Raw genomic sequence first — 19,138 nt, 5'->3', positions numbered from 1 at the left:
AGCTTAGGTCTCCTCTCGCCACCGCAGCGCAACAGGCTTATCGACATGCTCGACAAACTCGACCCCGCCCGGCTCCAGCAGATCATCCGCGCCTGTCCTGCCGGTATCCTGCTGCTGGATAACCAGGGCCGCGTCAGCTGGGTCAACGACGCCCTGGGTGAGATGCTGGGTGAAACCCGCTGCGCACAACTGCTCAACAAGCGCAGCGATGAAGTGCCCGAACCCTTCTCAACTTTGTTCGATCTGACCACCACCCTGCACCTGCCCGGCGATGAACTGCACGAGGATCTGTGGCTGATGGGCCATCGGCAACTGCTGCCCGGCGACGCCGGCCAGGTACAGTATTTTGTCGACATCACGCCCCTGCACTGGCTGATGCAGGAGCGCGATCAGCTCAAGGATGAACTCAACGACGTCATCATGGTGGATAGCGAAACCGGGATGCGTAACCGCAAGGGACTCTATTACAGCCTGGAACCGCAACTGTCCCGCAGTCGCCGCTACGATCGCCCCCTGACCATCATCCTGCTGCGCCTCGACTGCCTGGACCGTTTCAGACAGCAATACCAGCGCGAGGATGCACGCCCGGTGCTGGTTACCCTCAGTCAGCTACTCAGTGATCAGCTGCGCTGGGCGGACATTGTCGGGCGCCTGAACGAAACCGACTTTCTGGTGGTACTGCCGGAAATTCACGCCGACGACGCCGGTACCGTGGTGGATAACCTGCGCCAGCAGCTGGGTGAACTGACCATTGACGAACCCGAAACCGAGGATTTCACCATTACCGCCCGCTTCGGTATCGCCGAATGGCGCAAGGGCGATGACATGAGCCTGCTGCTGATGCGCGCCCGGCAAATGCTCGACGACGACAGCGATCCCCAGCCCGCCGAACCCATGTCTCATGGGTAGGGGCGAGTGACGAGGGACGAGTAACGAGGAAAGGCTTCTTAAGGGCGCGTCTGCGGGCCAGCGCCCTCTATTACCGATTCTAATCCAAAGTACGAAATATTGAAATTCTTTCTTCCTTCGTGCCTTCGTGGTGAATATTTTCCTCGTCACTCGTCCCTCGTAACTCGGCCCTCTTCTTTTATCCGGGTACGCACCCGGATGATGGCGGCACGGACCTGTTCGGGGGCGGTACCGCCGATGTGGTTACGCGCGGCGACGGACCCTTCCAGGGTCAGTACCTCGAACACATCCTGTTCGATGACGTTGGAAAACTGTTGCAGCTCGTCGAGACTCATCTCGGACAGATCCTTGTCGTTGTCCACCCCGTGACGCACCGCCTTGCCGACGATCTCGTGGGCATCGCGAAAGGCCACGCCTTTGCGCACCAGATAATCGGCCAGATCGGTGGCGGTGGAAAAGCCGCTGCGGGCGGCCTCGTATAGCTTGTCCCGCTTGACCTCAATCTGCGGCATCATGTCAGCATATAGTTTGAGACACCCCTTGAGGTTGTCGATAGTATCGAACAACGGTTCCTTGTCTTCCTGGTTATCCTTGTTATACGCCAGCGGCTGACCCTTCATCAGGGTCAGCAGGGACATGAGGTGGCCATAGATGCGCCCGGTCTTGCCGCGCACCAGCTCGGGCACATCGGGATTTTTCTTCTGCGGCATGATGCTCGAGCCGGTACAGAAGCTGTCACCCAGATCGACAAAATCAAATTGCGCCGATGACCAGAGGATCAGCTCCTCGGAAAAGCGCGACAGGTGCATCATCAGCAGGGCGGCGTCGGAGACCAGCTCGATGGCAAAGTCCCGGTCGCTGACCGCATCCAGCGAGTTTTGCGCCACGCCATCGAACCCCAGTTCGCGGGCGGTAAATTCACGATCGATGGGGTAGGTGGTTCCGGCCAGCGCGGCGGCACCCAGCGGCAGCACATTGACCCGCTGCAAGGTCTCACCCAGGCGCGCCCGGTCCCGCACCAGCATCTCCACCCAGGCCAGCATATGATGGCCAAAAGTGACCGGCTGGGCGGTCTGCAAATGGGTAAAGCCGGGCATGATCGTATCGGCCTCCTGCTCGGCCAGTTGCAGCAACCCGTCGATCAGCCGTTTCAGTTCCGCCTGAATCTCGCGAATTTCCTCGCGCAGATATAAACGAATATCGGTCGCAACCTGATCGTTACGCGAGCGTCCGGTGTGCAGTTTCTTGCCCACACTGCCGATGCGATCGGTCAGCCGCGCCTCGATGTTCATGTGCACATCTTCGAGCGTGGTCGACCAGGCAAACTCGCCGCGCTCGATGTCCTGTTCGATGACCCTGAGACCCTCGATGATCGTATCGCGCTCGGACTCGCTCAATACCCCGACGTGCGCCAGCATGCGGGCATGGGCGACGGAACCGGCGATGTCGTGCTTGTAAAGACGCTTGTCAAAACCGACCGAGGCGGTAAACACTTCAACAAAGGCATCCGTGGGGGCGGTAAAACGCCCGGCCCAGGGCTTGTCGGTCTGACTGGCGTCGCTCATAACGGATCATCCATTTGTGTATTGGTGAAATCGATTATAACGGGTTCATCCCGGGCGCGCATGGGATAGCCCAATTTGTGCTTTAATTCAGTTAACATCATTCTCACAATCAATCTGGAACAGACTATGCCCACCCCGGAACACCCCCGCCCCAGCTCGCCCGAAGCGGAACAGGACAATCTATTCCTGCCGGATTTTTGCGGCATCCGCATGGTGTTTCTGGTGGTGGTGATCGCCGAGCTGGCCGCCATTGTCATTGCACTGGCGCCGATGGAAACCCCCCTGACCGAGCGCTGGGCCCGCCTGGGGCTGATCTCGCTGTTTGTCCAGTGGTGTGCACTGAGCAGCTGCGCGCTGCTCTGTTTGTTGCGCGAGCCTCTGTGCCGTTTGCGCCCCTGGCAGGCGGGGCTTGGCAGTTACCTGCTGATTCTGCTGGTCATTGCCCTGGTCAGCGAGGGCGCCTACTGGCTGATTCATTACCCCGGCGGCATGAACGCTCTGTGGCACGTCAAGTTTGTGGCCCGCAACCTGCTGATCGGGCTGATTATCACCGGCCCCCTGCTGCGTTATTTCTATGTCCAGCACCAGTGGCGACGTCAGGTACGAACCGAATCGGAAGCCCGTCTGCAGGCCCTGCAATCCCGTATTCGCCCGCACTTTTTGTTCAACAGCATGAACACCATCGTCAGTCTCATTCAGCACAAGCCGCAACAGGCCGAACAGGTGGTGGAAAATCTTGCCGATCTGTTTCGCGCCTCCTTAAGCGATGCGCGCCAGCGTGTGACCCTGGCCGATGAACTGGCCTTGTGTCACCGCTATCTGCAGATTGAAAAACTGCGCCTTGGCGAACGCCTCGACGTTCACTGGCAGGTCGATGCACTGCCCGAGGATGCGCAGTTGCCCGCCCTGCTTATTCAGCCTTTGATCGAAAACGCGATCTATCACGGCATCGAACCGCGTACCGATGGCGGCACAATCGAAATCAGCGGCGAGCTGACCGACAATCAGTTGCAAATCACTATCGAGAACCCGATCCCCGACAATCCGGCCCGGGCACATGGCCGGGGCAATCAGTTGGCCCATCAGAACATTCGCGATCGTCTGGCCGCCGGTTTCGAAGGTCCGACCGATCTGGCGCTTGACGAAATGGATCATCACTATAGAGTCTGCTTGAGTTTTCCCTATGAGCCCTGGCATGAAAATTCTGATCGCCGATGACGAACCACTGGCCCGTTCGCGCCTGCAATCCCTGCTCGGCGCCCTGAACGGATGGCAGGTCATCGGCGAGGCGGCCAATGGCCGGCAGGTACTGGAGCGGGTCCAGCAACACCAGCCGGATGTCGTGCTGCTGGATATTCGCATGCCCGGCATGGACGGCATGGAGGCAGCGGAACATCTCAACAAGCTGCCCAACCCGCCGGCGATCATTTTTACCACGGCTTACGATCAATATGCCCTGCAGGCGTTCAAAAACCATGCGGTGGATTACCTGCTCAAACCGATCAAGCAGCAACAACTGGAACAGGCCCTGCAGGCCGCCACCCAGTTAACCCGTGCCCAGTTACAGTCCCTGGCGCAACTGCAACAGGAACAGGAGACGTCCCCCCTGCATATCAGCGCCCGGGTCCAGAGCGGCGTGCGCCTGGTGCCGATCAGCGAAGTGCTTTATTTTCTGGCCGAACACAAATACGTGACCGTCTGTTATCAGGCGGGGGAAGTACTGATCGAGGAGCCGCTCAAATCCCTGGAACAGAAATTCGCGGATCAATTCATCCGCATCCACCGCAACGCGCTGGTGGCCAAACAATTTATCGCGGGATTACGCAAGGATAAGGAAGGGCGGGTATTCTTGCAGTTGCGCCATGGCGATCATCAGCTGGAAGTCAGCCGCCGCCACTTGCCGCAGGTGCGGGAACTGCTGCGCAGCCTGTCGGCGGCGGGAGATTGAAGCGTTATTGCAAGCGCTTATCCGACCCTGGCTGCAGCGACAGATTTACCGGCCGCAGCCGCTGCAAGGCCAGATCGATCGCATCATCCAGTTCACCCCCGTAAAAGTCCACGGTGGTCAGCCCGAGAATCCGCTCGGCCAGTTCATGGCCGCGATAGTCGACAAACACCACGGTCGGCGTAACACTGGCCCGGTAGCGCAGGGCGATCTCATCCGGCTCGCGCCACTGGCCGTCAAAATCCTTTATCTCCTCGAAAGCATCGAGCTTGATCCTGCGCATGATCACCTTGTCGGTATAGTCACCGCTTTTGCGCATGGGCTCAAGAAACTGCTCCAGCACCTGCTCGCAATAACTGCAGCCGGTCTGGGAAAACATGATCAGGATCGGCAGATTTTGTCGGCGCGCCAGCTGGCCGTCGGCTTTCAGATCCGTGGTTCGCGGCACCTTGTAGGCGGGAGCGCCCGAACCGGTCGCACTCACGGGCAGCGTCATCAGCAGGGGTAACAGGAAAGTGAGCAGTAAACGTCTTAACATCGGGGCATCGGGGCCAGTGGGAATTGGTGTATTATAAAGGTTTGTGCGAATCGCTCCGCAAAAGTTTTATAACCTCTTTTTATATCCCTATTAATTTTAAACCAAGAGTAAGGCATGACCGAGATTCTCCGCATCGCGACACGCAAAAGCCAGCTGGCCCTGTGGCAGGCCGAATACGTCAAGGCCGCGCTGGAAGCCAGCCACGCCGACCTGCAGGTGGAGCTGGTCAAAATGACCACCCAGGGCGACAAGATCCTCGATACCCCGCTGGCCAAGGTGGGTGGCAAGGGGCTGTTCGTCAAGGAGCTGGAGACCGGTCTGCTCACTGGCGAGGCCGATATCGCCGTGCATTCGATGAAGGATGTGCCGGTGGAGCTGCCCGAGGGACTGCATCTGCCGGTCATCTGTCCGCGCGAGGATCCGCGCGACGCCTTCGTCTCCAACACTCATAAAACCCTGGAAGATCTCCCACAAGGCGCCCGCCTGGGTACGTCCAGCCTGCGCCGCCAGTGCCAGATCGCCGAGCTGCGGCCGGATTTACACATCATCGACCTGCGCGGCAATGTGAACACGCGCTTGCAGAAGCTGGATGACGGCCAGTATGACGCCATCATCCTCGCCGCCGCCGGCCTCAAACGGCTGGGCTTCGAGCAACGCATCACCCGGTTCCTGGGTCCGGAGATCAGCCTGCCGGCCATCGGCCAGGGCGCGGTCGGTATCGAATGTCGCCGCGACGATGAACGCGTCAACCGGCTGATCGCCCCGCTCAACGACAAGACCACCGCGCTGCGGGTGCGCGCCGAGCGGGCCATGAACCACCGCCTCAACGGCGGCTGCCAGGTCCCGATCGCCGGCTACGCCGAACTGTCCCACGGCGTCATTCTGCTGCGCGGTCTGGTCGGGCGAACCGACGGCAGCGAAATCGTGCGCGGTGAAATTGCCGGCCAGCCGGAAGACGCCGCCGAACTGGGCCGGGTGCTGGCCGAAGACCTGCTCTCGCGCGGCGCCGATGCGATTCTGGACGCGCTGTATGCCGAATGATCTGGCCGGCTTGCGGGTGGTCATCACCCGCCCGCCTCACCAGAGCGCCGACCTGCAACAGCAGCTGGAGCAGGCCGGTGCGCGGCCATTGCTGTTCCCCCTGCTGGCCATCGACCAACCCGCCGACCCCGCCGCCGCGCAACAGGCCCTGAGCCGGCTGCGGGAGTATGACCTGCTCATCTTCATCAGTCCCAACGCGGTACAGCATGCCCTGGTCCTGTTGCCCGACGGCTTGCCCAACAACCTGCCACTCGCCTGTGTCGGCCGCGGCACCGCCCGCGCCCTGCAACAGGCCGCCGGGCGTTCGCCCGAGCTGCTGCCGCAACAGGGCCATGATAGTGAAGCCCTGCTGGCCCTGCCAGCGCTGCAACAACCACAGATTCGCAACAAACGGGTGCTGATCGTGCGCGGCGAGGGCGGGCGTGAAAAACTGGCGACCAGCCTGCGTGCCAGGGGCGCGCAGGTGGGGTATGCTGAGGTGTATCGCCGGGTTAAACCGGCCAATGATCCCGAAACCCTGCTCGGGCCGCTGCGTCGGGGCGAGATTGATATCATCAGCCTCAGCAGCAGCGAAGCGCTGGATAACCTGCTGGAGATGGGCAAAAGCGAACAGGAAACATTGCAACACACCCCGCTGGTGGTGTTTCATCAACGCATTGCCGACGCCGCCCGGCAACGGGGCTTTACCGGACCGATACAGGTCTGCGAACAACCCGGCGATCAGGGGCTGCTCGACACCCTGCGCCACTGGCGCCATGCTGAGTAACAGGTCATGACTGACAACGACAAGCCACACAACGACACCACCCCGCCCGGGGATGACGACGCCGACAATCCGCCGGTCCCGGAACCGGAATCGGAATCGGGCGAGACGACGGCGCCCGCCGGGGAACCGGCCCCGCGTACGCGCGGTGTCGGCGTCGCCCTGTTTGTCGCCTTGCTGGGGCTGCTGGGCGCCCTGGGTGTGGGGGCCGGCGGCTATTATCTGTGGCAGACCCAGCAACAGCTGGCCGGCGAACAACGCCAGCAACTGGCCGCGCTGCAGGAGACCCTCACCGGCCTGCGCCAACAACACAGTGAGCAGAACAGCCGCCAGGACGATCAGCTGCAGCAGCTGCAAACCCGCCAGCGGAACCTGGATGACGCGCTGCAGACCCTGATCAAAAGCCGCAGCCATCTGCGTAATGACTGGCTGCTGACCGAGGCCGAATACCTGCTCAAACTGGCCAATCACCGGCTGTTGCTGGAACGGGACGTGGCCACCGCCATCGTTGCCCTGCAGTCGGCTGACGAGCGACTGCATGAAGTGGCCGATCCCGGCCTGCTGAAAATCCGCCAGCGGATTGCCGCCGATATCAATGATTTGCGGGCCGTCGATCAGCCCGATCTGGCCGGCCTTTCCTTCAGCCTGAGCAGCCTGGCCGGGGATATTCCCCGCCTGCCGCTGGCCACCCCCGATCCCCGGACCCGCCAACAGCAGGAGACGGCCTCGCAGAGCGATAAGGTGGAGACCTGGCGCGAACTGCCGGAGGCCCTGTGGCAGGATCTCAAATCCCTGGTGGTGATTCGTCAGCATGATGAACCGATCCAGCCGCTACTGGCCCCGGAGCAACGCTTCTTCCTGACCCAGAACCTGCAGTTACAACTCGAGCAGGCGCGCCTGGCCCTGCTGAACGGCCAGACCCGCGTCTATCAGGAGCGGCTGCAACAGGCCCGCCAGTGGGTGGAAACCTATTTCGACACCGAGCAGGCGCCGACCCGGCAGACCCTCGAGCAACTGGCTGAGCTGGCCGGGCGGGAGATTCATCCCGAGCTGCCGGATATCAGCGACACCCATCAGGCACTGGAGCGCTTCCGGCAACAACGTCGCCTCGGCGACGAGCCTCCCGCGCAAGGCAGTGACGCGCCCGCCGACACAACCGAAAGCGACGCCTCATGAAGTGGTTGTTCACGGCCTTTTTGATTCTGCTGGCGGCCGTGCTGCTCGGGCTGCTGGCCTATCAGGACCCGGGTTATGTGCTGATCAGCCGGGGCCAGACCACGATGGAGATGAGTCTGTCGCTGTTTGCCAGTATCATCGTGATCGGTTTTATTCTGCTCTACTTTGTGATTCGCACGCTGGTGCGCGGCTGGCATGTACCGGGGCGCTTGCGCCGCTGGCGTCAGCTGCGGCGCCGGCGCAAGGCACGTCATTCCTCCAATCGCGGCCTCATCGAACTGGCCGAAGGCAACTGGCGACGCGCCGAACGGGCCCTGATCAATCACGCCAAAGACAGCGACACCCCGCTGCTCAATTACCTGTCGGCCGCCCGTGCGGCGCAAAAACAGCATGCCCACGAACGCCGCGATCATTATCTGTCGCTGGCGCATAACAGCGCGCCGGGCGCGGATGTCGCGGTGGAACTGACCCAGGCGGAGCTGCAACTGGCTCATGGTCAGCTGGAACAATCCCTGGCCTCGCTGATGCATTTGCAATCCCTGGCACCGCGTCATCCCCATGTGCTCTATCTGCTGGCGCAGCTGTACGAACAACTGCACAGCTGGGCCGATCTGCAGGCCCTGCTGCCCAAACTCGACAAATACCATGTCCTCGACGAAAAGGCACATGATCGGTTAAGTAAAACCGTCTATCGCAACCTGTTACAGATCAATGGCCACAAGGCGGAAGACCTCAACAATATCTGGCAACAGATTCCGCGTAACCTGCGTCACGATCAGGACCTGGCGGAAGAATATGCCTCGCACCTGATCGCCCTGGATCAACACGATACGGCCGAGTCGATTCTGCGCGATGCGATCAAACGGGAATACAACAACGAGCTGGTGCGCCTGTATGGCCTGGTGCAATCGACCAGCCCGGATCGCCAGTTACAACAGGCGGAGCACTGGTTAAAAGGGCGGGAAAACAACGCCAATCTATTATTGACCCTGGGCCGACTGGCCATGCATTGCGACTTGTGGGGCAAGGCCCGCAGCTACCTGGAAGCCAGCCTGGGCAATCATGAACAGCCCGAAACCTGCCGCGAGCTGGGGCAGTTACTGGACCGGCTCAATGAAACGGATCTGGCCGCCGAATATTATCGCAAGGGATTGTTACTGACGATCTGAGGCAGCGTCGGACCGGATTTCGTATTCACCCGATTCCATCTCGCCGACTTCTTTGGCAACTTCATCGAACAGGTTGTTACATACCACGCGCAGATCATGCAGCTGAGTGACCACCTCAGACGTTTTGTCGTAAATATCACCATGCAGATCCTGCTGCATGCGATGGGCCGTGCCATGCGCCATGCGCAACAAATCGCATAACTGGGCCGTCTCATCCAGCAGACGACTGCCTTTTTCCCCGACCGAATCCATCACCTGAGTGTTCCTTTGTTACGGCACCGACTGTCCTGTTTCCAAAGATAGCAGAACTGTGGGGATTTGCGACCCGCCTGTTCCCTCAATCCTTGTTGTATTCAAACGCGTCGGAATAATAGTGTTCCAGATCCAGGCCGTGGGCGGGGAAGGCGTCCTGACCGGCATAGACCATCGGCGGCGGACCCGAGGCATAGATGTCGTAACCGGCCAGCTGCGGATGATCGGTGATTATCGCATCGTGCACATAACCGGTTCGCCCCTGCCAGTGATCGTCCGCCATGGGCTCGGAGAGCACCGGGGTGTAACTGAAATGGGTATGCGCTTCGGCCCACTGTTCGGGCAGTTCGGGCAAATACAGATCCTGTCGCGCCCGTGCGCCCCAGTACAGATGCATGGGCCGCTCGATCCCGGTCGCGAAGGCATGTTCAATCATGCCCTTGATGGGGGCAAATCCGGTGCCACCGGCCATGAAGATGATCGGCCGGTCCGACTCCTCGCGCAGATAAAACCCCCCGAACGGGCCTTCGATGCGCAGGATATCCTTGACCTTCATCTTGTCGAACACTTCACCGGTAAAACGGCCGCCTTCGACATGCCGGATGTGCAAAACCAGATAGTCATCGTCATGCGGTGCGTTGGCCAGGGAAAAACTGCGCCGCCGGCCATCCTTGAGAATGAAATCCACATACTGGCCGGCCAGAAACTGCAATCGTTCGGTGCTGGGCAGCTTGAGTTTGAGCAACATGACATCATGGTTCAGGCGGGTCATCTCGGCGATGCGGCTCGGCAGCTTTTTAATCGGGATGTCCTGACCCTCTGCCACCTCGCGGGTTTCGATCACCAGGTTGCCCCGGGCCCGTGCCTGGCAAAACAGCGCCATGCCGGCGGTGGCCTGCTCTTCTGTCAACGCCGGGGGCAGCTCATCGTCGGGATAGGCGATCTTGCCTTCCACCACCTTGCCCATGCAGGATCCGCAGGCCCCGTTACGGCAGCCGTAGGGCAGGGCCAGACCATGGTGCAGCGCCGCGTCCAGGATCGGTTCATCCTCTTCTACCAAAAAGGTGTGGCCACTGGGCTCGACTTTGACGGAAAAACGCATAAAATTGCTCAACTTCTCATCACAAAGCGCGGAATTATCTCCTAATGAACCCGGCAGTAAAACCCCCTGAACAGGTATTTATCGTCGGCTGCGGCGACATCGGCCGCCGTGTCGCCCGGCTGTGGCAGGCCGAAGGTATCCCGGTCACCGGTCTGGTCCGCAATGGCGGCCGCCTGACGGCGACGGGTATCCCGGCATACCTGGCGGATCTGGATGACCCGGCCAGCCTGAGCGATCTGCCGGTCAACCAGGCCCTGGTCTATTACTTTGCGCCACCGCCGCAACACGGCCAGGATGATCCGCGCATGGCGCACTTTTTACAGGCCCTCGATCAACAGGGGAGCCGCCCACAGCGGATTGTCTATATCAGCACCTCGGGGGTGTACGGCGATCGGCAGGGCGAGATCGTTAGTGAGGATACCGCACCCAACCCGCAGGTGGATCGTGCCCGTCGCCGCTATGCCGCCGAGCAGGCGCTGCGCGAATGGGGTAGACAACACGCCGTGCCGGTGATCGTGTTGCGAGTCGGCGGCATCTACGGCCCCGACCGCCTGCCGATCAAACGTCTCCGGGAACAGGTGCCCATGGTTCATGAGGCGCTCGCGCCGCAGACCAATCGCATTCACGCCGCCGATCTGGCTGCCATCTGCGTCGCCGCCGCCCGACGCGGCACAGCGGATGCGATTTATAATGTCAGCGATGGCAATGACAGCAATATGACCCAGTACTTCAATACCGTCGCCGATTTTCTCGGACTGCCACGCCCGCCGTTGATCGACAGAGACGAGGCCCAACAGACCCTGAGCGAGGGCATGCTCTCCTACCTGGGTGAGTCACGGCGTATGGATACCTCACGACTGCGCGAGGAACTGGGTATTCAATTGCAGTACCCGACATTGCAGGAAGGGCTCGAAGCCACATGCCAACGAGACAGGGACGAGTTACGAGGGACGAGGGACGAGGGGCGTTGATTCCTGTTGCTGGTTTCAGACTGGCACTCCCCGTACAATGCGGGTTGATTTGATTTTCGCTCTGGACCGCGCATGAAACAACTCAGCCAGTTCTTTCGTCTGTTTTACATCAGCTTTGTGCTGATGCGTCACGGGCTGGACGGACTGGTGCTCAACACACCGTTGTTTCGCCCCTTCCGGATTCTGAAAATCTTCATGCCCTGGCTGTGGTGGTCGCGCAAGCAGCCACGCGGCGAGCGTGTGCGTCTGGCACTGGAAGATCTCGGGCCGATTTTTATCAAGTTCGGGCAGATCCTTTCCACCCGCCGCGATCTGCTGCCCGACGACATTGCCGATGAACTGACCCGGCTGCAGGATCAGGTCCCGCCGTTTTCCGATCAGCAGGCGCGCGCGATCATCGAGCGCGATCTGGGCGAGCCGATCGATGCCGTCTTTGCCGAGTTCGGCGCGACACCTTTTGCCTCGGCCTCCATCGCCCAGGTCCACGGCGCCACGCTGCATGATGGCCAGAAAGTCGTGGTCAAGGTCTTGCGCCCGAATATCCTGCCCGTCATCCGGCGTGATATCGGTCTGATGTACCTGTTCGCCGGCGCCTTCGAACGCTACTGGGCCGTCGGCCGTCAGTTGCACGCCGTCGATGTGGTCAGTGAATTCGAAAAAACCATTCTCGATGAGCTGGACCTGACCCGCGAGGCCGCCAATGCTTCGCAACTGCGGCGTAACTTCATCGACTCGCCACTGTTATATGTGCCGGATGTGTACTGGGACTATTGTCGCCGGCATGTGATGGTCATGGAGCGCATCGAGGGCATTCCCATTGGCAACATCGACCGCTTACGTCAGGCCAATATCAACCTCAAGGCACTGGCCGAACACGGCGTGGAAATTTTCTTCACCCAGGTCTTTCGCGACAGTTTCTTTCATGCCGACATGCACCCCGGCAATATCTTCGTCTCCAACGACGGGCAGTACCTGGCGGTGGACTTCGGCATCATGGGCACCCTCAACCCCAGCGATCAACGTTATCTGGCGGAAAATTTTCACGCCTTTTTCAACCGCGACTATCGCCGCGTCGCCCAGCTGCACATCGATTCGGGCTGGATCGATCCCGATACCCGCATTGATGAGTTTGAAGCGGCCATTCGCACCGTCTGTGAACCGATTTTCAACAAGCCCCTGAGCCAGATTTCATTCGGCCATCTGTTGCTGCGCCTGTTCCAGACGGCACGGCGTTTCAACATGGAAGTCCAGCCACAGCTGGTGCTGCTGCAAAAAACTTTACTGAATGTCGAAGGGCTCGGCCGTCAGCTCTATCCCGAACTCGATTTATGGCAAACCGCCAAGCCGTTTCTGGAGCGCTGGATACGCGAGCAGATTGGCCCCAAAGCCTTTATCAAACACCTGCGCATCAACTTCCCCATGTGGGCCGAGCGGATGCCGCAACTGCCCAACATGGTGCATGACGTGCTGCAGCAGGCCAAGGAAGGCAACCTGACCGTAGAGTTACAGGACAAGCAAATGCGCCAGCTACGTGGTGAAATCCGCCGCGCCAACCGCCGCACCTGGGGCGCGATCGTCGGCGGCAGCCTGCTGCTCTCCGCCACCATCCTCGCCGCGCTGGACGGCTACGCCAAACCCATGCTCGGCGATCTGCCGGTCTATTCCTGGGTGATGGGCGCCGTCGGCATCGTCATCCTGCTCGCCGCCTGGCCGGATTATCGGGACGATTGATTCTCACCGATTCTTTGAATCCACTGGAAATTAACGCAGAGGACGCGGAGGCGCAAAGTACGCAAAGAAGAAAATTTAAATAATAAAAGGAGTTATCTTAAACTCCCTATAGTCAGGCTAATCAGCCACTGAAACCTGCACAGGCAAAAGGCAAGACCTCGTATCTTTCAATGAGAAACAAACAAGGCATCACCCTGTAAAGGCGCTTTAATCATCAAATCCCGGTAATAAGAATATCGATTGCCTCGAGTATCTCGCCACGCAGATGTTCAATCGTTGTAACAGGACTTTTCAGGGCTGACATTGGAACGTTTGTCATCTGGTGAGTCAGCAAGACAAAGGACTCATCATTCAGGGTAACTTGCGGGCAAAGATTGTTAATATTTGTTTTCTCAAGATTACGATGCTGTGTCAGCGGGATAACAAGCCGGGAGTTCAGTGAGTCCAGGAGATTACATTGAACATCGACAAAATACGGGTATGTCTCCTTCGAGTCAGGATTCTGATTCTCATAAAGTGTAAATTGCGCCATTCATTAAAGCGTCTTGTATGATGAGGAAAATAATCCCTGTTTCTCGACCAGCCGATTTGAAGCATCGATCGCTTGTTTATTAGTTTCAAGCCATTGATCGCGCTCGGCTTTTTTAATCTCGGCTTCCAGGGCAGCTTCAAGCGTGGCCGACAAATTCAGTTTAAGGCTCCGCGCCCTGGAGAGTAAGTCACTGTTTATACTGAGGTTTGTGGCTTTTTTGACAGCTGTACGGTCGTAGATCTGGCTCATGGGGAACTCTCCTCTGACAGGCTGACAATGCGCATCTATAATGCGCATAAAATAAGGATAAGTGACAGCCCGGCCGTTAACAAGTCCATTCAGCTGCTCGGGGTTCGGAGTCGTCACTCCCGCAACAGCTCGGCCACGCCGAGGTCCAGCGCCAGAGCGACCCGATCCAGATCATCCAGCGTGATCGTGCCGATCCCCTGCTCCATGGCGGTAATCGTGGTCAGCGGCAGGTTGGCCTGCTCGGCCAGTTGCTGAGTACTCCACTGACGCTCGTGGCGGTAATGGCTGAGGTTACGGGCGACAATGGCGCGGATCTGACCCTCTCTCAGCCCGGAGGGAGATGGCGGCGGGGTCGCCGGATAGTGGGGAGAGATTTCCTCGCGCAGGATCATCAGATCCGGGTGCGCCTGTATACCGAGTTTGACCTCGTTTTCGATGATCCGGTTGACCAGCACCTGGATCGGCCCGTTTTCGAAGAACGTCCCCAGTGGCGCCGTCAGGTCCACCTCTGGGGCAGGCTGGATAGTGATGGATTGTCCGGGTTTGCGAAACAGTAACAGCATCTCATGGCCTCCTTTCCATTCCCTGATTCTCATCAAGTCCCGGTCAGTATAGAATGCTATTTATCGTCTGTCTACTGTTAGTAGGTCGATGAATTATCTGCATTTACATAGACTTGCACCATGTCAGTTACCGCCAGAGAATTACTTGCCCGGCGCGTGCGCGAGCTGCGCCGGGAAAAAGGCTGGTCCCAGGAGGATCTGGCCGTGGCCAGCAATTTGCACCGCACCTACATCGGCACGGTCGAGCGGGCCGAACAGAGTATTACCGTGGACAGTATCGAAAAACTGGCCACGGCATTGGACGTGCCGGTGGCAAAGCTGTTTGAGCTGTAGCCTGGCGCGAGATGCTTTCACCTCTGACGACCCGAAATCAAGCCTCCGCTGTGTTTACTGTCTGGCCCAGAACTGCTCCGCCAGAACCTGCATATCCCCGGCCACCACGTTCACTTCCTTGCATCGAGATAGGCACCTGATAGATAAGCCCGGACCATCGCCTCGTCTCGGGCTGAATGCTGACGTTGATACTCTTCGAGACTTTTGGCCAGCATGCGCCTTTGTGCTTTTGATACATTTCTGACAGTATTGTTATCAACTAGGCCTTTATGCGACGAGCAAATGCCTCGTCACCCAGTATCAGCTGATGCTGAAAAGCGCAACGGGGTCAGGTCCAACATTCGAACACTCAGTCTTCACGCGACGCCAGCCTTCTTACAGCTCGCCCTACGGTTACAGCATGTACGCCAAAGAAATCACCCACTGGAAGCATCGTTAATGGCACCGGGTGGTTTCATTCACCACTTGCTGACCTTTCTCCGTCTCGGTATGGGCTTCATTGGCTGCCTCGGCGGTTTGTTTCGAACGCTCCTCAACACTGCGGATCGAGGCGGTCATTTCATTCAGCGCCGTTGCCACCTGATCGGTTTCGGAATACTGCTGTTCTATGGTCTCCTGGCTTGTTCGCATGCTCGACATCAATTGATCCGAGCTGTTTTTAGTCGTATGGAGCGTATGCCGCGATGCGTCCAACAATCCCGCCAGTGGATGACTCGAGTTTTTTCAGTGCCAGCAAAACCTGCCCGGCCTCGTCATTGCGCCCGGTATAGATCCAGCGGGCCAGTGGATTATCGTAGACCTTTTTTGCCGCCGCGATGGCATTGTTCATCGGTCGCATCAAAAACCCGATCACTGCCGTGCTTGCCACGCTGAATCCCAGCCACGCCAGCATGGCGCTGTAAATATCGAGACCGGCGATCATCATACTCAGGGCCAGCATCCCAGAACTCTCCAGGGCCAGTCGGCCGGATTGCTGACCATCCCGGCACGTACCGGGTTGAGTACCACATAGCGGCTGACTTCAAGAAGATCAGCTTTCTTTTGTACCAGAATAGCCTTATAGCGACCTTGAAAAAGATGACCGGATAATCCGTGGCGGCGATTGAAGCGTTGGGTATAGACGCCGTTAAGTTGTCGCATTCCTTTTGACAAATTCGCATCCGGTGTTTCAACGAGAAAATGATAGTGATTGGTCATCTGACAATAGGCGTGTCATCTGACAATAGGCGTGGATAACCCAGTTAAATCGCTGGCCAGACTTCGTCCAGCACAGCAATCCACTCTCGCCGATCTTCATCATCTGTATAGATCGGCTCCCTCCGGTCGCCCCGCGCCGTCACATGGTACAATGCACCGGAAAACTCCAGAACGCAATGGTCTCGCCATAAAACAACCTCCCTGTTGTCTGATTTTACCTTAAAATACCACAATCAACTCACAACTTGAATGTTCGAATGTTGGACCTGACCCCGTTCCCGGCAGAAGGGGTGGTCAAATTCAGGGCGCTGGCGGACGTGGCATAAGGGCGAGCATTGGCATCGCGGCGGATCCTTCAAATCAAGGTGCAACGCCTTTTCTCATTATCCTTTTACGAGGAATCACGGCGGTCAGAATGACCGCCGGATCGCCAGCCGTTTAGCCGTTACGCCGCAATACCCAGATTTCGAGTAACGCCCACTCTTCACCCGGGTAGTTTTCCTGTTCCAGCGGCGACAGGCGGCGGTGGCGGGAGGCCATGCTGCCGACAAATTCCAGGTGGTTGAGCAACATGCGCTTGGTGGCGTCGGCTTTCTCCAGGGCGAAAGGATTGAGGAAGTTGACCAGCATGTAGCCCTCGCCTTTACCGCCGGCGAACGCACCGAGCAGCTTGTCGATGGCCTCGGGTTCCAGATAAACAAGCGAGGCGGTGGAGATCACGATGTCGGCATTTTCCATCGCCGCGGTAACCTGCTGATCGACGTCGGGCGACATGGCGTTGAGATCGGCCTCGATCGTGGTGTCATACAGGCCTGCCGAATGGCCGTAGGCCAGGGCATTGGCCGAGATGTCGATACCGGTAGTGTTGGCGGCAAACCGTCGTTGCGCATCGACCTTGCTGGCTGCTTCGGCATCGCGCCAGTTATTGCGTATGGCGTCATAATCCATGCCATACAGGGTCGCCATGGTGGTGTTGCCGAAACAGCCGGCCAGATCCACGAAGTTCAGCGGTTTGTCGCCGGCCTTCTTCTGTACCCAGGGCAAAATCAGCCGATCGAACGTCTGGCGATTGAAGTTATCGGAGACATATTCCAGCGTATCGAGGATCCGCTCCTTGAACGGCACCGGGTTCTCGGCCACGTAAATATCATCAAAATGTTGCTTTTTCTCGTCCGTGCGAACGTCCGGTTTGGCCATTGGGGGGCTCCTTGTTACTTTAAGTTGCTTTAAATCATGAAAAAAACGGTAATATGTTCATTATACCGGTTTGTGGACGACATCTACAGGCCACTCATAGAACCCATGATTTGAAAGAGTCTATACACTGCGTCCACAACACACCTGTGCTGCCAGGAACGCGTTTAACCAGCTCACTTGACGCACCTTGTTGCCCGCACCTTTAATACTCTGCGGGCCCAATCTGCCGACACAGGATTATTGACCGTTATGCATGCGTTACTGAGACAACTCTTCTGGTTTGTGCTGCGCTATTTTGAGTCCGGCGAGAAGCCCTTTAACTACAAACCGCTCAATCGAAAGATTTTGATCGTTGTGGGCGTGCTATTCTCGGGGCTGGGTCTGGTCAGTGCCTACTTTGCCATGGGTCAGGCTCAGGTTGGCTACCTGATTCCTGTTGTCGTCTTTTTTACGGTCGCTTTTGTCTGCCTGGTGGTCGGTTTGCTTGGCAGCGATCGGGCGGTCGCCAACATCTGGGGCAATCGTTAGACCCGGCTGTGACAGGTTATATCGTCGTTATTTGACCAGGATCTGCACACTTTCGGCCAGGTTTACGCACACCACGTTGACCGCCAGTAGCAACAGGGCGCCCAGGGCATATTGATAGTTTCCGGCCCCCAGCATCAGTCCCAGCGTGGCCGCCGGTGGCAACAGCGCTACAGCCACCATCACACCGACCAGGGTCGCCGAAACACCACTGGTCAGGCTCAGACCGGCGGCCATCCCCGAGGCCAGCGCCAGAGCGATACCTTCCAGCCCGACATCGGTGCGTAGTAACAATTCCTGGCTGTCGAAATTCAGCGGCCCGTTTCTTCCCGGGGCTGAAAGCACCAGTGATCGTAGACTTCGTACTGCTCGGCAATACTTTGTAATGTATCAACGTGGCCACAATCGGCCACCACCTCGATAATTCGCATCTGGCAATCTCGTTCGACAGCGGGCACCTTCCCTTGCTGTCCCAGTTACATCAAGCTCGCCGGCCATCTTATCCCAGACCGGGTTTTCGGGTACCGGATTCGACCCGCTTTTAATGCTAAAATCGGGCGGCACAGCACGTCCCAGTGCGTCGTGACGTTGTCAGACCCGGGTTCACATCACTATAACGGATAAAAACAGTCGCTATGCCCCGATCCTCTTTTGAAGAAACCTGGCGCCAGCGCTTTACCAAACGTGGCCAGATGTTCGATGACGACGCAGGCATCGCCGGCTGGACCGAGTCCGGCCTGGAAGTCCGGTTACGGCATTTTCAGCGGGTCTGGCCCGGTGATGCGCCGGGCGCCCGCTGGCTGGATATCGGCTGTGGCGCGGGCAGCTATACCCGCTATCTCGCCAGCCAGGGTATTGCGCCCGTGGGTGTCGATTACTCGCTGCCCTCGTTACAAAAAGCGCGCAGCCGCAGCGATGCCTCGATTCCCTGGCTGGTCGGCGATGCCACCCAGTTGCCGGTACGCCCGGCCAGCGTGGACGGGGTGATGTGCTTCGGGGTGATGCAGGCCCTCTCCGGCCCGGACAGGGCAACCCGTGAGCTGCTGACCCTGATTCGGCCCGGCGGACAAATCTGGATCGATGCCCTGAACCGGCACGCCCTGACCACCGTACTGAACCGCCTTCAGGCGCGTCTGCGCCGCCGTCCGCTCGGACTGCGCTACGACAGTCCCGCGCAACTGACCCGCCTGCTGCGCGCCGCCGGCGCCACCGAAGTCCGGTTGTACTGGGTGCCGATTCTGCCGGGATCGTTACGCCGCTTTCAGCCCTGGCTCGAATCCCGGCCCGTACGCTGGCTGCTGGCCAGGCTCCCCTGGCTGGCCTCGCCCCTGAGCCATGCCTTTTTGATCGCCGCGCGCAAATCCGGCAACTGACAGCCCC

The 19,138-nt window shown here is 58.8% G+C and carries 23 protein-coding genes and 1 pseudogene; 12 read left to right on the top strand and 12 right to left on the bottom strand.

What is annotated here, in order from left to right; translation table 11 throughout:
• Positions 1-45 precede the first annotated feature (45 nt).
• Positions 46-909 (top strand): diguanylate cyclase domain-containing protein, encoded by an 864-nt coding sequence (locus tag U5K34_RS06000; RefSeq protein WP_322567571.1) that lies wholly within the window; start codon positions 46-48, stop codon positions 907-909.
• Positions 910-1,055: 146 nt separating this feature from the next.
• Here U5K34_RS06000 and argH read toward each other — a convergent pair whose 3' ends face one another.
• A complete protein-coding gene (gene argH, locus U5K34_RS05995) occupies positions 1,056-2,474 on the bottom strand; it encodes an argininosuccinate lyase (RefSeq protein ID WP_322567570.1) in 1,419 nt (472 codons plus the stop codon).
• Positions 2,475-2,600: 126 nt separating this feature from the next.
• On the opposite strand from argH, the gene U5K34_RS05990 reads away from it, so the two are divergent.
• Together U5K34_RS05990 and U5K34_RS05985 are read left to right on the top strand one after the other, a co-directional pair.
• Positions 2,601-3,692, top strand: a complete 1,092-nt coding sequence (locus U5K34_RS05990) for a sensor histidine kinase (RefSeq protein WP_322567569.1) — start codon at positions 2,601-2,603, stop codon at positions 3,690-3,692.
• A complete protein-coding gene (locus tag U5K34_RS05985; protein WP_322567568.1) occupies positions 3,670-4,422 on the top strand; it encodes a LytTR family DNA-binding domain-containing protein in 753 nt (250 codons plus the stop codon). The genes U5K34_RS05990 and U5K34_RS05985 overlap by 23 nt, the downstream gene beginning before the upstream one ends.
• Positions 4,423-4,426: 4 nt before the next feature.
• Here the strand turns inward: U5K34_RS05985 and U5K34_RS05980 are convergent, their stop codons facing one another.
• Positions 4,427-4,957, bottom strand: coding sequence for a thioredoxin family protein (locus tag U5K34_RS05980; RefSeq protein ID WP_322567567.1), 531 nt, complete (start codon positions 4,955-4,957; stop codon positions 4,427-4,429).
• Between the two features lie 114 nt (positions 4,958-5,071).
• Here U5K34_RS05980 and hemC point away from each other — a divergent pair, with 114 nt between their 5' ends.
• The 4 genes from hemC to U5K34_RS05960 are packed head-to-tail and all read left to right on the top strand — an operon-like array spanning position 5,072 to position 9,106.
• On the top strand, positions 5,072-5,998 hold the full coding sequence (gene hemC, locus U5K34_RS05975; RefSeq protein WP_322567566.1) for a hydroxymethylbilane synthase: 927 nt from the start codon (positions 5,072-5,074) through the stop codon (positions 5,996-5,998).
• Positions 5,988-6,764, top strand: a complete 777-nt coding sequence (locus U5K34_RS05970; protein WP_322567565.1) for a uroporphyrinogen-III synthase — start codon at positions 5,988-5,990, stop codon at positions 6,762-6,764. The genes hemC and U5K34_RS05970 overlap by 11 nt, the downstream gene beginning before the upstream one ends.
• Positions 6,765-6,770: 6 nt before the next feature.
• A complete protein-coding gene (locus tag U5K34_RS05965) occupies positions 6,771-7,937 on the top strand; it encodes a uroporphyrinogen-III C-methyltransferase (protein ID WP_322567564.1) in 1,167 nt (388 codons plus the stop codon).
• Positions 7,934-9,106 carry a heme biosynthesis protein HemY gene (locus U5K34_RS05960; RefSeq protein ID WP_322567563.1) on the top strand — a complete coding sequence of 391 codons (1,173 nt, stop codon included), beginning with the start codon at positions 7,934-7,936 and terminating at the stop codon, positions 9,104-9,106. The genes U5K34_RS05965 and U5K34_RS05960 overlap by 4 nt, the downstream gene beginning before the upstream one ends.
• On the opposite strand, the gene U5K34_RS05955 is transcribed toward U5K34_RS05960, so the two are convergent.
• Both U5K34_RS05955 and U5K34_RS05950 read right to left on the bottom strand, forming a co-directional pair.
• Entirely contained in the window at positions 9,092-9,361 is a 270-nt protein-coding gene (locus U5K34_RS05955; RefSeq protein ID WP_322567562.1) for a hypothetical protein, read from the bottom strand. The genes U5K34_RS05960 and U5K34_RS05955 overlap by 15 nt on opposite strands.
• Before the next feature lie 82 nt (positions 9,362-9,443).
• Positions 9,444-10,460 (bottom strand): CDP-6-deoxy-delta-3,4-glucoseen reductase, encoded by a 1,017-nt coding sequence (locus U5K34_RS05950; protein WP_322567561.1) that lies wholly within the window; start codon positions 10,458-10,460, stop codon positions 9,444-9,446.
• 44 nt (positions 10,461-10,504) lie between these two features.
• Between U5K34_RS05950 and U5K34_RS05945 the strand changes: the two genes are divergently transcribed.
• Both U5K34_RS05945 and ubiB read left to right on the top strand, forming a co-directional pair.
• The gene (locus U5K34_RS05945) at positions 10,505-11,431 is read left to right on the top strand and encodes an SDR family oxidoreductase (protein ID WP_322567560.1); all 927 of its coding nucleotides are present in this window, start codon (positions 10,505-10,507) and stop codon (positions 11,429-11,431) included.
• Between the two features lie 72 nt (positions 11,432-11,503).
• Positions 11,504-13,162 carry a ubiquinone biosynthesis regulatory protein kinase UbiB gene (gene ubiB / locus U5K34_RS05940; RefSeq protein WP_322567559.1) on the top strand — a complete coding sequence of 553 codons (1,659 nt, stop codon included), beginning with the start codon at positions 11,504-11,506 and terminating at the stop codon, positions 13,160-13,162.
• Between the two features lie 214 nt (positions 13,163-13,376).
• On the opposite strand, the gene U5K34_RS05935 is transcribed toward ubiB, so the two are convergent.
• The 3 genes from U5K34_RS05935 to U5K34_RS05925 all read right to left on the bottom strand — a co-directional run bounded on the left by U5K34_RS05935 (position 13,377) and on the right by U5K34_RS05925 (position 14,506).
• Positions 13,377-13,694 carry a CcdB family protein gene (locus U5K34_RS05935; protein ID WP_322567558.1) on the bottom strand — a complete coding sequence of 106 codons (318 nt, stop codon included), beginning with the start codon at positions 13,692-13,694 and terminating at the stop codon, positions 13,377-13,379.
• Between the two features lie 3 nt (positions 13,695-13,697).
• Entirely contained in the window at positions 13,698-13,943 is a 246-nt protein-coding gene (locus U5K34_RS05930) for a type II toxin-antitoxin system CcdA family antitoxin (protein ID WP_322567557.1), read from the bottom strand.
• 113 nt (positions 13,944-14,056) lie between these two features.
• The gene (locus tag U5K34_RS05925) at positions 14,057-14,506 is read right to left on the bottom strand and encodes a carbon storage regulator (RefSeq protein ID WP_322567556.1); all 450 of its coding nucleotides are present in this window, start codon (positions 14,504-14,506) and stop codon (positions 14,057-14,059) included.
• A gap of 120 nt (positions 14,507-14,626) precedes the next feature.
• On the opposite strand from U5K34_RS05925, the gene U5K34_RS05920 reads away from it, so the two are divergent.
• Positions 14,627-14,839: a helix-turn-helix transcriptional regulator gene (locus tag U5K34_RS05920; protein ID WP_322567555.1), complete on the top strand. Its 213-nt coding sequence runs from the start codon at positions 14,627-14,629 to the stop codon at positions 14,837-14,839.
• A gap of 435 nt (positions 14,840-15,274) precedes the next feature.
• Here the strand turns inward: U5K34_RS05920 and U5K34_RS05915 are convergent, their stop codons facing one another.
• From U5K34_RS05915 to U5K34_RS05900, 4 genes and pseudogenes are all read right to left on the bottom strand, one after another.
• The gene (locus U5K34_RS05915; RefSeq protein ID WP_322567554.1) at positions 15,275-15,469 is read right to left on the bottom strand and encodes a hypothetical protein; all 195 of its coding nucleotides are present in this window, start codon (positions 15,467-15,469) and stop codon (positions 15,275-15,277) included.
• A 28-nt stretch (positions 15,470-15,497) separates the two neighbouring features.
• On the bottom strand, positions 15,498-15,779 hold the full coding sequence (locus U5K34_RS05910) for a hypothetical protein (RefSeq protein ID WP_322567553.1): 282 nt from the start codon (positions 15,777-15,779) through the stop codon (positions 15,498-15,500).
• An 11-nt stretch (positions 15,780-15,790) separates the two neighbouring features.
• Positions 15,791-16,225: pseudogene (locus tag U5K34_RS16075) on the bottom strand (transposase); the annotation flags it as partial.
• A gap of 249 nt (positions 16,226-16,474) precedes the next feature.
• Positions 16,475-17,233 carry a hypothetical protein gene (locus tag U5K34_RS05900; protein WP_322567551.1) on the bottom strand — a complete coding sequence of 253 codons (759 nt, stop codon included), beginning with the start codon at positions 17,231-17,233 and terminating at the stop codon, positions 16,475-16,477.
• A gap of 249 nt (positions 17,234-17,482) precedes the next feature.
• On the opposite strand from U5K34_RS05900, the gene U5K34_RS05895 reads away from it, so the two are divergent.
• Positions 17,483-17,761 carry a hypothetical protein gene (locus U5K34_RS05895; RefSeq protein WP_322567550.1) on the top strand — a complete coding sequence of 93 codons (279 nt, stop codon included), beginning with the start codon at positions 17,483-17,485 and terminating at the stop codon, positions 17,759-17,761.
• Positions 17,762-17,788: 27 nt separating this feature from the next.
• On the opposite strand, the gene U5K34_RS05890 is transcribed toward U5K34_RS05895, so the two are convergent.
• Positions 17,789-18,103, bottom strand: coding sequence for a DUF389 domain-containing protein (locus U5K34_RS05890; protein WP_322567549.1), 315 nt, complete (start codon positions 18,101-18,103; stop codon positions 17,789-17,791).
• Between the two features lie 290 nt (positions 18,104-18,393).
• Here U5K34_RS05890 and U5K34_RS05885 point away from each other — a divergent pair, with 290 nt between their 5' ends.
• Complete coding sequence (locus tag U5K34_RS05885; protein ID WP_322567548.1) at positions 18,394-19,131, top strand: class I SAM-dependent methyltransferase; 738 nt, start codon at positions 18,394-18,396, stop codon at positions 19,129-19,131.
• The last annotated feature ends 7 nt before the right edge of the window (positions 19,132-19,138 follow it).

The sequence above is a fragment of the Thiohalophilus sp. genome (assembly GCF_034521165.1).
Classification (GTDB): Bacteria; Pseudomonadota; Gammaproteobacteria; order UBA6429; family Thiohalophilaceae; genus Thiohalophilus.
Note: the sequence above shows the minus strand (reverse complement) of the source record. Positions and strands in the feature narration are given on the sequence as shown.